The following is a 14,370-nucleotide window of genomic DNA, read 5'->3' on the forward strand; positions in this document are numbered from 1 at the left end:
AGACTCCGATGCGAACGACCCTTTCATGCTGCATGCTCGCAGGCCTTGGCCTGGCACTGGCTTCCCAGGCTCAGGCCGCCACGGTGACCGGGACCATCAACTCGACGTTGACCCTGATTGCGGCGTGCCAGGTCAACGGCAGCTCAGGCACCTCTGGGCTCAACTTTGGTGCCCTGAACTTCGGTACCCAGGATGCCCTGTTCACGACGGTGAACGGCCAGGTGCTGGGCGGCGGCGGTGGTGCCATGAGCATTCTCTGCTCGGCCGGCACCGTACCGGCGATCCGCGTGCGGGCGGGCGCCCATGACGGGCAGTCGTCCGGAGGAACGCGGGCACTGGCTGATGGTGCGGGTAACTTCGTGCCTTACGATTTCTACACCGATGCCGGGCGCACGCAGCTGCTGGCCATTGATGGCACCATCACTCTGCCGACCAGTACCGGCGTGGCCCAGACCGTCAACCTGTACGGCCAGGCACGGGGCAAGGCGGGCCTGCCTGCCGGGGTATACACCGACACGGTGGCAGTCGAGCTGTCGTTCTGAACCATGCGCCGCTGGTTGACGTGGGGCCTTGCGGGCACCGGTTTGCTGCTGGCTACACCGTTGAATGCGGTGACTACCAGTACCTTCACCGTGACGGCACAAATCGTTGCCGGTTGTCTGGTGGTGGGGGGCGTCACCAGCTACGGGACGCTGGACTATGGTACGCAGTCAGCGCTGTCCACCGGCATCCTCAGCACCTCGCTGGGCGGCAGCACGGTCACGTTCCAGTGCACGCCGGGCGTGGCCATGAGCATGAGCGTGGATGGTGGGCAGAACAGCGCCAGTGGCACACGTAACCTGAAGCGCACGAGCGGCACGCAAGTGCTGGCCTACCAGCTGTACCGGGATGCGGCCTACAGCCAGAGCCTGGGAATAGGCACCAGCGTGGCCGTGAGTTATACCGACCCGACGGCGATCAAGCTGCCGGTGTACGGGCGGGTCCAGCTGACCGGCACGCTGCCGGCAGGGACCTACACCGATGTGGTGCAAGTGACGGTGACCTGGTGAACGCCAGCGTTGCCAACGACAAGTGTCTAAGGAGAGTTGCATGCGGGAAGGCGCGAAGTGGGCGCACGGATTGATCGGATTGTTGTGGCTGGCAAGCTTGCCGGCCGGGGCGGCGACTTCGGTGCTGATCTGGCCAATCGACCCGGTGCTGGAGGCTGACCAGAAGGCCGGTGCCCTGTGGCTGGAAAACCGCGGTAGCGCGCCGGCCAACTTGCAGGTACGGGTATTCGCCTGGCGCCAGGGTGATTACCAGGAGCAGTTCCAGGCGCAGCGCGAAATCATCGGCAGCCCGCCGGTGGCCAATATTGCCCCCGGGCAAAAGCAGCTCATTCGCCTGACCCGCACCGGCACCTCGCCAGCCGGCCAGGAGCAGGCCTACCGCATCATCATCGACGAGATCCCGCCCGCCATCCCCGTGGAGAAGGCCGAGCCTGGCGCTACTGCGGCAATCCGCCTGCAGATGCGTTATTCGGTGCCTTTGTTCGTGTATGGCGAGGGCCTGTGGGGCAAGGCCGACCCCGAGGGCAAGCGCAATGCCGAGGGCGTGGGCAAGCCGCAGCTCAGCTGGCGCCCGGTGACCGTGCAGGGCAAACCCTACGTTGAACTGCGCAACACGGGGCCTGTGCATGCGCGCCTGACCGATGTGGTGGTGCAGCAAGGCAGCCAGAGCAAGCCACTGGCCGAGGGCCTGCTGGGCTATGTGCTGCCAGGTGCCAGCATGCGTTGGCCGGCGCCGGTGGTGCCGGGAAGTACCAGCGTGCTGAAGGGCAGGGTCAACGGCCAAGGCGCAGCAGACGCCATTCGCCAAGGCCAATGAGCCAGCAACTGAATGCAATGCAGGGGCCAGGGAGGACCCGGCAATGGTTGGAAACCGTGTGTGAAGTGGCTGAAGGCGACGACCCGCCATTGGTGCCTGGGGCTGGCTATGATCGGCCCCTGCCTGGTGCTGGCCGACGACCTGCCCCCACCGCCTACAGATCTTTCAGCCATTTCCGATGCCACGCTGTACCTCGACCTGCTGGTGAACCAGATGCCCAGGGCTGAACTGGTACCGGTGCAGCAGCGGGCCGGGCAGTTGTACCTGGACAGCGAGGTACTGCGCGCGGCCGGTATCGCGCTACCGGGCAACCCACAGGGTGAACTGGCACTGGAAAGCATTGCAGGGTTGCACACCGACTACGACACGCAGAACCAGCGCTTGCTGTTGCAGGTGCCGCCGGCCTGGTTGCCTGACCAGCAAGTGGGCGACCGCAACCTGTACCCGGCCAGTGACGCCCGCAGCAGCTTCGGCGCCTTGTTCAACTACGACCTGTACCTGAACGACACGGATGACGGCGGCACCTACCTGGCCGCCTGGAACGAGCTGCGCCTGTTCGACAACTGGGGCACCTTCTCCAGCACTGGACAATGGCGCCAGTCGTTCAATGGTGCTCAGGCGGACGATATGCGCCAAGGCTTCATGCGATACGACACCACCTGGCGCTTCACCGACGAGCAGCGCCTGCTGACCTATGAAGCGGGTGATTTCGTGACCGGCGCCTTGCCCTGGAGCAGTTCGGTGCGCGTCGGCGGCCTGCAGTTGTCGCGTGACTTCGCTGCGCGTCCCGACCTGGTCACTTACCCGTTGCCTGCGTTCGCGGGCGAAGCCGCGGTGCCGACGTCGCTGGACCTGTTCATCAACGGCTACAAGTCCAGCACCACCGAGCTGCAGCCTGGCCCTTATACCTTGACCAACGTTCCGTTCATCAATGGTGCAGGCGAGGCGGTGGTAGTCACTACCGATTCGTTAGGCCGCCAGGTGTCGACGACATTGCCGTTCTACGTTACCAGCAGCCTGCTGCAAAAGGGCCTGTCTGATTATTCGGTGGCAGCAGGTAGCCTGCGACGTGATTACGCCGTACGCGATTTTGCCTACGGCCCAGGTGTTGCTTCGGGCAGCCTGCGCTACGGGGTCAGCGACACCTTCACCCTGGAAACGCACGCCGAAACCTCCGAATCGCTGATGCTGGGTGGCCTGGGCGGCAACATGCGGCTGGGCAACTACGGCGTGCTGAACGCCGCGCTGGCGCAAAGCCGCTTCGACGGTGAGAAGGGGCACCAGGTAGCCCTGGGGTACCAGTACAACAGCCAGCGCATCGGCTTCAGCTACCAGCGCCTGCAACGCCACGGCGACTATGCCGACCTGACCCGTGTCGATTCCCCGGACATGCAACTGAGCAAAAGCAGTGAACAGGTCACCCTCAGCCTCAACCTGAACGAGTACGGCAGCATCGGCGCCGGCTACTTCGACGTGCGCGCCGGTGACGGCACCCGCACCCGGTTGATCAACCTGAGCTACAGCAGGCCGTTGTGGGGTAGCAGCAGCGTGTACCTGTCGGCCAACCGCGAAGTGGGTGACAGCCAGTGGGCTGTGCAGGCTCAGTTGGTTATCCCGTTCGACCTGCATGGCACCTTGGCGCTGGGCATGGAACGCAGCAAGGAGGGCGAGAGCCTGCAACGGGTCAACTACAGCCGTGCGGTGCCTGCGGGCGTCGGCGTTGGCTACAACCTGGGCTATGCCGCAGGCAGTGACCGCGATGCCTACCGCCAGGCCGACGTTACCTGGCGCCTGCAATCGGTGCAGTTGCAGGCCGGGGTGTATGGCAGCAGCGGCGAGATGACCCGGTGGGCCGACGCCAGTGGCTCGCTGGTGTGGATGGATGCCGGCGTGTTCGCCGCCAACCGTATTGACGATGCCTTCGTGGTGGTCAGTACCACAGGTTACGCCGATGTACCGGTGCGCTACGAAAACCAGGAGGTCGGCCGCACCGACTCCAACGGCCACCTGCTGGTGCCTTACAGCAGCGGCTATTACCGCGGCAAGTACGAAATCGACCCCATGGACCTGCCGCCGGACGTCCTTGCTGCACAGGTGGAACAGCGCGTGGCTGTACGCCGGGGCAGCGGCTACTTGCTGGAGTTCCCGCTCAAGCGGGTGATGGCGGCCAGTGTCGAGCTGGTGGACGGCAACCAGCAGGTGCTCAAGCTGGGCAGCCGCGTTACCCACGAGCAAAGTGGCAGCCAGGCCGTGGTGGGCTGGGACGGCCTGGTGTACATGGAGAACCTGTCGCCGCACAACCGCTTGCAGGTGGACATTGAGGGCGGCGGGCATTGCCAGGTGGAGTTCGACCTGCCTGAAGCGCAGGGCACGGTGCCTTTGATTGGCCCATTGGTGTGCCGATGAATGCCTGGCAGCGAGGCTTGTGGGTGGGCATGCTTTGCCTGCCGGCGGGCTCGGTGTGGGCGCTATGTTCTTCGGTGGCAACGTCGCCGGCAGCATTTGGCAGCCTGAATTCGACGCAGGTGCGTAACACCGTCCAGAGTGCGTCAAGCCTGAATTCGGGCTTGCAGTGCACAGGTTCACTGCTGAGCCTGCTCAGTAGCAATGACCATTTCTACGCCACGATCACGCCTGCTTCAGGCGGGTTGGTTGGCCCGACTGGCGATGTCATTGCCTACACACTGTATGCCGACAGCAGCACCAGCTACCCGATCACCCGGGGCGTGGCCTACGACTTTGCCCGCAACGGTATCCTCGACTTGCTTGGCTTGCTCGGCGGCACCACGCCCAAGGCCGTACCGATCTACATGCGGACCATCACGGGCAGTAACGTTGCCGCCGGGGTGTATCGAGAGAACCTGACCGTGGCCTGGAGCTGGAATTACTGCTCGGGGATTGGTGCGTTAGGGATATGCCTGGGGCGTGACATCGGTTCAGGCACCCAGACCTTGAGCGTGAGCCTGACGGTGACCAACGATTGCCAGATCACTACCCCCAACATCAACTTCAACAGCGCGCCGGTGGTGGCGGGCTTTGGCACCGTAAACCAGAGCCTGAGTGTGTCGTGCACCAAGGGCAGTAGCTACACGGTGGGGCTGGATGACGGGCAGAATGTGTCCGGTGGACGGCGGCGGATGAAGTCGTCGGCCAACAACTACCTGGCTTATGACATTTTCAAAAGTGCAGGGGCGGTACGCTGGGGATCATCAGGGGCAGCAAGGCGTGCCAGTACCGATGCGGATGTGAACCCCGGCGCCGGTACCGGCACCGGTAGCCAGGTGTTCAACTACAACGCCAAGGTCTACACCGACCAGGCAACGCCGCCGGCTGCGACCTATTCCGACAGTGTGATTCTGGATGTGCAGTTCTGACAGCCTTCACCGTCGCACCCCTGACAGCGGGTGCAATCCCTGTGGGAGCGGGCGTGCCCGCGAAGAATCCAACGTGGTGCATGGCACCGGCTGCGCCGGTGTTCGCGGCGGTTCGACGCATCGACTCGCCCGCTCCCACAGGGTGTGGCGTCCGTCTGCCTATTAGCGCAAATCGCCGACCATCTTCGCCAATGTTTCCAGCACCGCCCCGGCCAGTGCCTTCGACCGCGCCCCCGACCAACCGGTAACGGCATCGGGCGCATCGTCATGGTCCTTGAACGGCATTTCCAGTGTCAGTGACAGGCAGTCATGGGCCACCCCCACCGCATTGCAGGCCAGCGTGGCGTTGGCCTGCCCGGGCTCATCGCGGGTGTACCCGTGTACGGTCTGGAAGTCCCGGGTCAGGCTGCACAAGGTGCTGCGGAACTGCTCCTCCAGCTTTGCCAGCCGCGGCGTGTAGCCCGGGTTGCCCTCGCAGGCGGCGGTAAACACGTGGGGGATCTCTTCGTCGCCATGCACATCGACGAAAGCATCCACCCCGTACTGCTTCATCTGCGCCTGGGCGAAGAACACCTCTGGAGTCAGCTCGACGCTGGCATCCTGCCAGGCGCGGTTGAGGTCTTTGCCCTTGAAATTGGTACGCAGGTGGCCGAGGAAGGCGCCGTCCGGGTTCATGTTGGGGATCAGGTACAGGTCGGCCTTGGCCAGCAAGCCCTGGATTACCGCATCGTTGGCCTGCAAGCGGTCGATCACGCCTTCCATGAACCATTCGGCCATGTGCTCGCCAGGGTGTTGCTGGGCAATCAACCACAGCTTGCGCTTGCCCTCGGCACCGTCACCGGCACGCAGCAGGGGAATGTCGCGGCCCTGCACGCTGCGGCCGCTGGCCAGCAACGCGACCCCCGGCAACTGCTGCGCGCGTTCGATCAACTGGTTGTGACGTGCGCGCGGGTAGGGCTCGAAGTAGGCGAACCAGATCTGCTCCTGCTCAGCCTTTACTTCGAACGACAGCGCCGTGCCGTCGAACTGGCTGGGCACGCGGAACCAGGTTTGCTGGTCGTAACTGGCCACCGCGTTGTAGCCGCTCCAGGCGTTCTTGTACGAGGAACCCGAGGCGTTGTCGAGGCTGAAGCGATGGACCTGGCCCGGGGTCAGCCCGCTGACCTTGAAGTGGAACCACTGGTAGTGGCCGCTGTGGGTATCCGGGCGGATGGCCAGGTGCACCTGGGCCGGGTTGCTGGCGTCCAGCACCTGGATGTTGCCGGAATCGAATGTGCAGTCGATCTGCAGGGGGGACAGCGTCACGGTCATGGGCCGGGCTCCTTTGCGGGCGTTGTTGTGGGGTTACTGTACACGGCTTGGCCGGGTTGCTGCGCACGTTTGGGCAGCGAGCGCCAGATCTGGCAGCCGATGTGCGCGTTTCAAACTGCTTTGCGGGCCGGGCCGAATGCGCCATCACGCAGTTGTCATCAGGGCATGGCAGCATTCGGGTCCCCCTTCGTAGGTACAGGTGAGCGCCACGGTGCAGTCCGGCATGACCCGCAAGCCCTTCATTCTTCGCTCCACGGACATGCGCAGCGAGGATTTCGGTGCACTGTTCAGCCAGATGTTCGGCAGCCTGTATGCCGACATGCCGCCACTGGGCGAAGGCATCAGCATTGGCGGCGTGTATGGTCGCTTTGAAGGCATGAGTGTGCGGCGCATGCAGTATGGTGGGGACTTCAGCATCGCCTTGCCCACGCCGCAGGACGAGATCACCTTCGTGTTGCCAACTGCCGGCAAGATCATCTTCGACCACCGGGGCGAATCGATTGGCGGTGCGCGGGTGGGGCTGGCGGTCGACAAGCGCGATATCCGCACGGTGCGCTTTGCCGAAAACCATGCCCAGTGCGGCATGTCGATCCGCCGCGAGTTGTTGGCCGAGCGGCTGTCGCTGTTGCTGGGGCGAGGCCTGGCCGAGCCGGTGCGTTTTGCTCCGGTGGTGGATTTGGCGGTGCCGGTGTTCCAGGGCATACGCGCATTGCTGGAGTTGGCCACCGGCACCCAGTTCGACCCGTTGATCAACAGCGGCGTGCTGATGCCGGCGCGCTTGCAGGAAATGCTGGTGGACGCGGTGCTGGAGGCGTGGCCGCACAACTACACTGAAGCCCTGCGCCGGCCCACGCCGGTACTGGCGCCGCGTCATGTGAAACTGGCGATGGCGTACCTGCGGGAGCACCCGAACGGCCCGGTCAGTGGTACTGAGCTGGCAGGGTTGGCGAATGTCAGCTTGCGGGCGTTGCAGGAAGGCTTTCGCCGCTTTGCCGGCACCTCGATTGTCGGGTATCAGCGGCAGGTGCGGCTGGAAAGTGCGCGCCAGGTGTTGGCGCGCGGGGAGGGCGGGTCAGTGGCTGAAGTGGCCTTGCGGCATGGGTTCAGCAACCCGGGGCGTTTCGCCCAGTACTTTCAGCGGGCGTTCGGGGTAAGCCCGGCTGAGTTGCGGCGCGGCAGGTAAGCCTTGCTGCCAGTCAGTCAAGCCAACCGGGGCCGGCTTGCGGCCCCAAAGCCAAGGATCAGAAGGCGTAGCCGACTTTGAGGCTGCCACTTACCCCATGGCTGTCGCCACCGCCCATCGCTGCTATTTCGGCACCGACACTCAGCGCACCCAGGTTGGCCGTCAGGGTCACCCCACCCGTGAGCTGGTCGCGGTTGTCGAACGCAGCACGTTGCTCCACATCCAGCCCCAACAGGTGCCCCTGGCTGTCCACTTGATGTTCACCCAAGGCATGCTCGTAACCCACTTCCACCCCCGGTACCAACTGCCAGTTACCGGCAGGAATCGGCGCGAATGACGCCTTGAGGCTGGCCACGGCACTGCGACGGGTTTCTTTCAAATCGTCGACTTGCAGCGCCAGTTCACTGCCTTTCTCGTTGAAGCCGTTCAGGTCGACATGGCTGACACGCACGCCAAGGCTCGGCTCCAGCACCAGACCATTGGCGGGGAGGCGATAACCCAACGCCAGGCTGGCGCCGGCCAGGGTGCCGTGGCTGTCGCCCTTGGCCGTACCCAGGCCGCCGCCCAGTTCCCGCTTGCTGGAGTAGTCGAGCCAGCCGCCGCTGATGTCGGCATCAGCGAACCACCCTCGGTCCAGGCTGTCGAGGGCAAAGCGTGCACCCAGGTTGAGGAAAGTCAGGTCGGTATCAGCCTCGCCGCCAGCACTGCCTACATTGCCACGGTTGTAGCCAAACCCGGCATGGCCGCTGAGTTGCTCGGTGAAGCGCTGGGTAACGCCCACCAGCAGCCCTTGGCTGTGCTCGTTGCTGCTGGCCGCGTGGGCCGAGCCGTCATTGCCCAGGTAGCCGGCAAGTGCGGTGCTCCACAGGCGTGCCTGGCCAACGTTGAGACCGCTGCCGTCGGCGAACGGCGAAGCCGCACGCTCGATCATGGCGCCTTGGCGCAGCAGGTAGCTTGCGGCATCCGCGTGCAGCTGGCCGCCCACGGTCGAGGTAACGTCGCCCAGGGTGCCAGCATCGATGGCCGATTGCAGGTAATAGTTGTAGGCGCTGTAGCTGCCCGACAGCGAAGTGTCCTGAAGCTCGCGCAGCAGTTGCGCACCGGCAGCAGCGTTGCCCAGCAGGCCCGCCTCGCCGGGCAGGGAGCCATAGCGCACCATCTTGCCGCGCAGTACGTAGATCGTTTCCTGGCTCAGGCCCAGCCCCTGCTTGAGGTAGTTGTCCATGCTGCCGTAGTTCGCGCTGATCTCATCGAGGCCCGCCTGCAGGTAGCTGGCTTCGACCCCCAGTAGCGGTGCATAGATTTCGGCCATGCTCGCCGGCATTGCCGCCAGCGTGGCCGCCACGCGCGCGGCGGTGTAGTCATTGGTGGCGAGGTAGTTGCTCATGATGGTGGCTTCATCCACCCCTGCGATGCTCAGCAGCACCGCTGCCGTCCAGCCGGTGCGGTCTTTGCCTGCAGTGCAATGGAACAGGGCTGCACCGTCGGCGGCCGCCAGTTCGTTGAACAACAGGGCAAACTGACTACGCATGCCGGCGTCGTTGACGAAGGCGCGGTTGGTCTGTTGCATCATTGCTCGCGCCTGTTCGGCGCTGCTGAAGGAAATGTTGGTGATGTTTGAACCGGATGTGGTGCTGCCGATGATGTCGATGTTGGTGTAGCTGGCGCCGTCGGGCAGGGTGTCTGGCGTACTGGCAATTTCGCTTGGGGTGCGCAGGTCGTAGACATCGCTGATGCCCAGGCCATTGAGGATGGCCAGATCGGCGGCGGTAGGGGTGAGGGCGTTGGCGCGGTAGAACACCCCGGCGCGCATCGTGCCATCGTGAGTGGTGGTGTAGGCACTGGTAGTGCCAGCGATGTCGCGGAAATTATCCATGCCGGCCAGGCGTGGGGTATCGAGCGCCTCGGCGGCGTGGGCCGTGGAAATGGCAAGGGTCAGCAGGGACAGGGAGCAGAGCACACGTTGCAACACGGATAGGGCCTCGGTCAGTGGTTTGGGCTGGCTACTCTCCGTTGGCAATGTGAAATCGAATGTTACAAAGTGTGGTGTCGTGCAAAACGGTGCAGGATCTGTCCCGGGCGTGCGCTTTTTGTCTGGCGTCTGCTCGCCGGCAGATTGGGCTATCCGGAGATGCCGGTGGCGGCACTGGCAGGCATAACTACCACCGCAGGCATGCGCGTTCGGTTGAGATGAGGCTTTTCCACCAAGGAGAGCCCAGCATGCCAACCCCCGCACCTATCGACGATTCCATCGATACCTTGATCGCCAGCCGCCTGCCCGGCTGGCTGGCGCCGCCCCCAGCCAACCGGTTGATGGAACTGCATGACTGTTTGCACGCGCAGCAGGCCGTGCAGCAACGCGTGAGTGCCTTGTTCAGCAGCATCGAGCCCCTGGATGAATTTGCTGCCCCCTTGCTACACAACGCGCTTGCGCAGCCGCTTGCGCAATCAGTGGACGTGCGCAGGGCCACCTTGCGCATGCACCTCATCGAGCATTACCCCAGTTCACGCCCGGAAGCATCGAGCGGCGCCCGCAGGCGTACGTTGCAGCACAGCTTGCTGGCAGCAGCGCTGCACAATTTCAGTGACAGTGAATCCAGGTCATTGGGAGTGATAGACCAATCCATGCTGCTGGATGACCAAGGCGAAGCGCTGCCCATGACGGCCAGGGCCTTTGCCGAATGCTGCCGTACAGTCGACATCGGCGGGCAATACCAGGCTTATCTGCAAGCGCGGCTGACTGCGCCGGGGGATGCAGGGGCTGGTGTTGCAACCCTGCTTGAACAAGGCCAGCGTCTTGCGTTGGAAGCGGCCCTGCGCCTGGCAGCACTGCAGGCCGACATCGATGAAACTGCGCTGGTGCAATGCCTGGCGGCGATCACGCCTGCGCCCGCGGCGGCAACGCGGATGCGCCCGGCGGCGCTGCGTGCCCTTGGCCAGCGGGTGCGAGGGGCCGTTGCATTTGAGTTGCACCGTGACGGGCTGGGCGAGGGGCCGCTGGAAGGCGTGTTGTGCTGGTTGCCTGATGACCCGCACTGTGCGGTGAGCTGGCACACATCATGGGACAAGCTGTTTCAGGACCTTGGCAAGCGCTTCCGGTTGCCGGGCTACCCGGAGTATTTCCAGCGCTTCATCAGCGAACGTGACCGTGAGCGCTACACGCCGGCGTTGGCCCACGCCATGGCGCAGGGGGAGCAGCACGCACCCGTTGAACTTGACGGGCGTTACGAGGTTATCAGCGAGCCGTTGTTCCAGCACCTGCGCAAGGCTCAGCTTGCAACGCTGTTCGACGATGCCCGGATACTGGCTGTGCCTACCGCGGTTCAGGATAGCGCCGAGCGGAATCGGCGCCTGCACTTCTATGCAAACCTGGGCCTCGACCTGCTTGGGCTGGCCAGTTTCTATGTGCCGGGCCTGGGCTTGCCGCTGCTGGGCATTGCCGCGCTGCAGGTGGTGGATGACGTGTATGAGGGCTATGAAGACTGGCAACTGGGGGATCGCCAAGGCGCGCTGGAACATGCCTTCAGCGTGGCCGTGAACGTTGTGCAGACGGGGGTGGCTGCTGGTACAGGGGTAGCGTCGGAGCGTTTGCTGCGACGCGCTGCGTTCGTCGATACGCTGATGCCAGTGCAAACCGCAGGCGGCCAGTACAAATTGTTCGACCCGCGCCTGGAGGCGTATGCGTTGGGCAACGACCATACCGCCATCGGCCAGTATGCAGTGGAAGACGGCAAGCCCCGCTTGCGCACGCATCAGGCCGCCTATCAGGTGGCCGGTGACCCACTCGAGGGCGAGCTGCGTATCCAGCACCCACAGCGTCAGGGCGCCTACGCGCCGACGTTGCGGCACATGGGGGGTGGTGCCTGGCGCCATGAACTGGACACCCCGCAAACATGGCAGGGGGGCGAGTTGCTGCGCCGCCTGGGCAGTGGCCTGGCCGAGGTGGATGAGCAGGCGGCTCACGACGCGCTTCAGGTCACCGGTTACGACGAGGACCGCCTGCGGCGCTTGCACCTGGAGGAGGGCCAGGCGCCGGCGCGCCTGCTCGATGCCCTGCAGCGCCGCCAGTTGCACCAGCAGCACCCGAGGTTGCGAGGGGCTGCCTTCGAACAACACTTCGCCGAAAGGCAGTGGGCGCCGTCAGCTGCCGAAACGCTTTTGCAACGTGATTTCCCGGGGCTGACAGCCCGAGCTGCCAAGGCCATTGTGGGGCAGGCCGACGAGCTGCTGGTCGAGCGCATGGTCGACCGGCAACGGGTGCCGCTGGCCTTGGCCGAGCAGGCCCGTTGGATGCTCAGGGACATCCGCCTGGACCGGGCGTGTGCGGGGTTCTACCAGGCTGAGGCCGTGAATGCTGACACCGAGCGCCTGGCATTCGGCTTGCTGGAGCAGTGGTTGAGCTGGCCTGATGCGCTACGGATCGAACTGCGCGAAGCCAATCCAGGGGCATTGCCGCTGGTGCAGATGGGCTCCCCGTCCGCCACCGATGTACGCGTGATCGTCAAGGGGCGCCAGGGGTATCAGGCATTGGATGGAGAGGGGGCGCCGCTACAGGGGGCGAGCACCCATGACAGCCTGATGCAGGGAATGTTGCGGCAACTCAGCGATAGGCAGCGTCAGGCGCTGGGTAGCGGCGGGGATTCAGCGGATCAATTGGCTCAGGCGCTGGCGCAGCGCGCATGCATGCAACGTGATGGCCTGCCTGCTTTGCTCGGCATGGCGCCGGATGGCGGCAGGGTGCGCCCGCCGGTGCGACTGGGGGATGGCCGGCTCGGTTACCCGCTCAGTGGGCGCGGAGAAAGCAGCGCAGGGGCATTGCGCCAGGCAATCAGGCGGTTATTTCCGACGTTCTCGGATGTTCAGGCCGAGGCGTTCATCGCCTCGGCGGGTCACCAAGGCATGACACCGTGGCACTTCTACTTCCACCATCACAACCAGTTGCGCATTCTGGTAGATACCTTGGGCAGCTGGCGACGCGCGTCAGCCAGCCCGGTCCAGGCGCTGCGCCGCGCCTGGGTGGCGCGGACCATTCGCCGAGCCTGGCAGCGGCAGAGTGTCGATACGCATGGCAACTTGCAGCTGTTTATCCATGGCTGGCGGGTAGGGGAATTACCAAACCTGCCCGAGGAGGTGGATTTCAGCCATGTCACGCGCTTGAGCCTGCGCAACATGAGCCTGCTGGACATTGAGCCCGGCTTCTTGCAGCGCTTTGGCCAGGTCCGCAGCCTGGATCTGCGTGGCAACCTGCTGACAGCTGTGCCTGCCAGCATCGAGCATATGGTCGAGCTTGTGGAGCTGAACCTAGCCGATAACCACATTGGCCTGACCAGCGAAGGGAGCCAGCGTATCGCTGCGCTGCACCGCCTGGTGTCTCTGGACCTTCACGACAACCTCCTGGGAAGAACCCCGGATGTAAGTGCGCTGTTCCGTTTGCGCAGCCTGAACCTGCGCAGGGCAGGGCTCCGGGAGTTGCCTGTGGCGCTGCTCGAATCGCCCTCGCTGACGCTGATCGACCTGCGTGAAAACGCGATCAGCGAGCTGCCCGAGGCGGTGTTGCAGCTGCTTGCCCGCGACCCTGAGCGGGTGTTTCTGCATGGCAACCCCCTTTCGCCCCAGGTCATGGGTCAACTACGGGAACTGTTGCAGAGCAGGGCAGCAGATGTGGTGCCTGTTCGTGAACATGACCAATCGCTGGAAGACGAGCGCTTGCGCTGGCTTGAGGGGGTAGCGCCTACTGACCAGGCCCGACGCCTGAGGCAGTGGGACCGCCTTGCTGCGGAAGCCGGGGCACAGGACCTGTTCCGTTTCTTTGCCGATTTTTCGCGGTCCGCAGATTTCTTGCGCCAGCCACAGGAGATGTGCCGCCGGGTGTGGGGCATCATCGAGGCGTGCGAGCTGAATGGTGAAGTCCGCGAGGCCGTGTTTCATCAGGCTGCGGGCCCGCGTAGTTGTGCCGACCAGATGCTGCTGATCCTCAGCGCCCTGGAGGTGCGTACCCTGGTGGCACAGCGTACCGCGGGGCTGGAAGGGCGCTATGCCATGCACGCGATGTTGCGTTTGGGGCGTGAGCTATTCCGCCTGGACCAGGTCGACCGGATCGCCATCCGGCACATTCAGCAGCAGCGCTTACGCGACCCTTACGCACCGATCGATCCTGTGGAGGTGCACCTGGCCTACCGGGTCGGCCTGGCAGGCGCTCTTGACTTGCCGGGGCAGCCTTCGAGCATGAACTATGCCTATACCAGTGGTGTCGGCAGCGCCGACCTTACCTTGGCCGCGCGTGAAGTGCTGGGCGCCGAGAACCTCGATGCACTCAGCCTCTCGCTGGTTGAGCGGGAGTTCTGGCAGCAGTATCTGCAGCGTCTGTATGCCAATCGCTTCGAAGCCATGAATGCGCCATTTCATGAGCGGCTGGAGGTCCTGTTCGATCTGCGCGAGCAGCTGAGCGACCAGGCGTTTCGCGAAGCGGCAGAAACAGTTCAGGCCGACCGCAGGCTCGCCGAGCGGGCATTGCTGCTTCAACTGACCCGGCAGGCCTATGACCAGCACCCGAGCTGATCCTGAGATTCAAGAGGGAGACAGGTTTTAATTTTGCATATTAGCTTAGCTCTAAAATCAATTTCATTTATTTGAATG

Annotated in this window: 9 protein-coding genes; 7 read left to right on the forward strand and 2 right to left on the reverse strand. The window is 64.1% G+C overall.

What is annotated here, in order from left to right; genetic code table 11:
- Nucleotides 1-8 precede the first annotated feature (8 nt).
- The 5 genes from ACQKPZ_RS03905 to ACQKPZ_RS03925 all read left to right on the forward strand — a co-directional run bounded on the left by ACQKPZ_RS03905 (nucleotide 9) and on the right by ACQKPZ_RS03925 (nucleotide 5,240).
- Nucleotides 9-542, forward strand: a complete 534-nt coding sequence (locus ACQKPZ_RS03905) for a Csu type fimbrial protein (RefSeq protein ID WP_391133050.1) — start codon at nucleotides 9-11, stop codon at nucleotides 540-542.
- A 3-nt stretch (nucleotides 543-545) separates the two neighbouring features.
- Complete coding sequence (locus ACQKPZ_RS03910) at nucleotides 546-1,049, forward strand: Csu type fimbrial protein (RefSeq protein ID WP_427535636.1); 504 nt, start codon at nucleotides 546-548, stop codon at nucleotides 1,047-1,049.
- Nucleotides 1,050-1,089: 40 nt separating this feature from the next.
- Nucleotides 1,090-1,866: a fimbrial biogenesis chaperone gene (locus ACQKPZ_RS03915; RefSeq protein WP_427535637.1), complete on the forward strand. Its 777-nt coding sequence runs from the start codon at nucleotides 1,090-1,092 to the stop codon at nucleotides 1,864-1,866.
- A gap of 108 nt (nucleotides 1,867-1,974) precedes the next feature.
- Entirely contained in the window at nucleotides 1,975-4,272 is a 2,298-nt protein-coding gene (locus tag ACQKPZ_RS03920) for a fimbria/pilus outer membrane usher protein (RefSeq protein ID WP_427535638.1), read from the forward strand.
- A complete protein-coding gene (locus ACQKPZ_RS03925) occupies nucleotides 4,269-5,240 on the forward strand; it encodes a Csu type fimbrial protein (protein ID WP_427535639.1) in 972 nt (323 codons plus the stop codon). The genes ACQKPZ_RS03920 and ACQKPZ_RS03925 overlap by 4 nt, the downstream gene beginning before the upstream one ends.
- Before the next feature lie 162 nt (nucleotides 5,241-5,402).
- On the opposite strand, the gene ACQKPZ_RS03930 is transcribed toward ACQKPZ_RS03925, so the two are convergent.
- Nucleotides 5,403-6,551, reverse strand: a complete 1,149-nt coding sequence (locus ACQKPZ_RS03930) for a M14 family metallopeptidase (protein ID WP_427535640.1) — start codon at nucleotides 6,549-6,551, stop codon at nucleotides 5,403-5,405.
- A gap of 223 nt (nucleotides 6,552-6,774) precedes the next feature.
- Here ACQKPZ_RS03930 and ACQKPZ_RS03935 point away from each other — a divergent pair, with 223 nt between their 5' ends.
- On the forward strand, nucleotides 6,775-7,734 hold the full coding sequence (locus ACQKPZ_RS03935) for a helix-turn-helix transcriptional regulator (RefSeq protein ID WP_427535642.1): 960 nt from the start codon (nucleotides 6,775-6,777) through the stop codon (nucleotides 7,732-7,734).
- A 58-nt stretch (nucleotides 7,735-7,792) separates the two neighbouring features.
- Here ACQKPZ_RS03935 and ACQKPZ_RS03940 read toward each other — a convergent pair whose 3' ends face one another.
- Nucleotides 7,793-9,706, reverse strand: coding sequence for a tyrosine-protein phosphatase (locus ACQKPZ_RS03940; protein WP_427535644.1), 1,914 nt, complete (start codon nucleotides 9,704-9,706; stop codon nucleotides 7,793-7,795).
- A gap of 248 nt (nucleotides 9,707-9,954) precedes the next feature.
- Between ACQKPZ_RS03940 and ACQKPZ_RS03945 the strand changes: the two genes are divergently transcribed.
- Nucleotides 9,955-14,292 carry an NEL-type E3 ubiquitin ligase domain-containing protein gene (locus ACQKPZ_RS03945; RefSeq protein WP_427535646.1) on the forward strand — a complete coding sequence of 1,446 codons (4,338 nt, stop codon included), beginning with the start codon at nucleotides 9,955-9,957 and terminating at the stop codon, nucleotides 14,290-14,292.
- The last annotated feature ends 78 nt before the right edge of the window (nucleotides 14,293-14,370 follow it).

The sequence above is a fragment of the Pseudomonas sp. NPDC089547 genome (assembly GCF_050280665.1).
In the GTDB taxonomy this organism is placed as follows: domain Bacteria; phylum Pseudomonadota; class Gammaproteobacteria; order Pseudomonadales; family Pseudomonadaceae; genus Aquipseudomonas.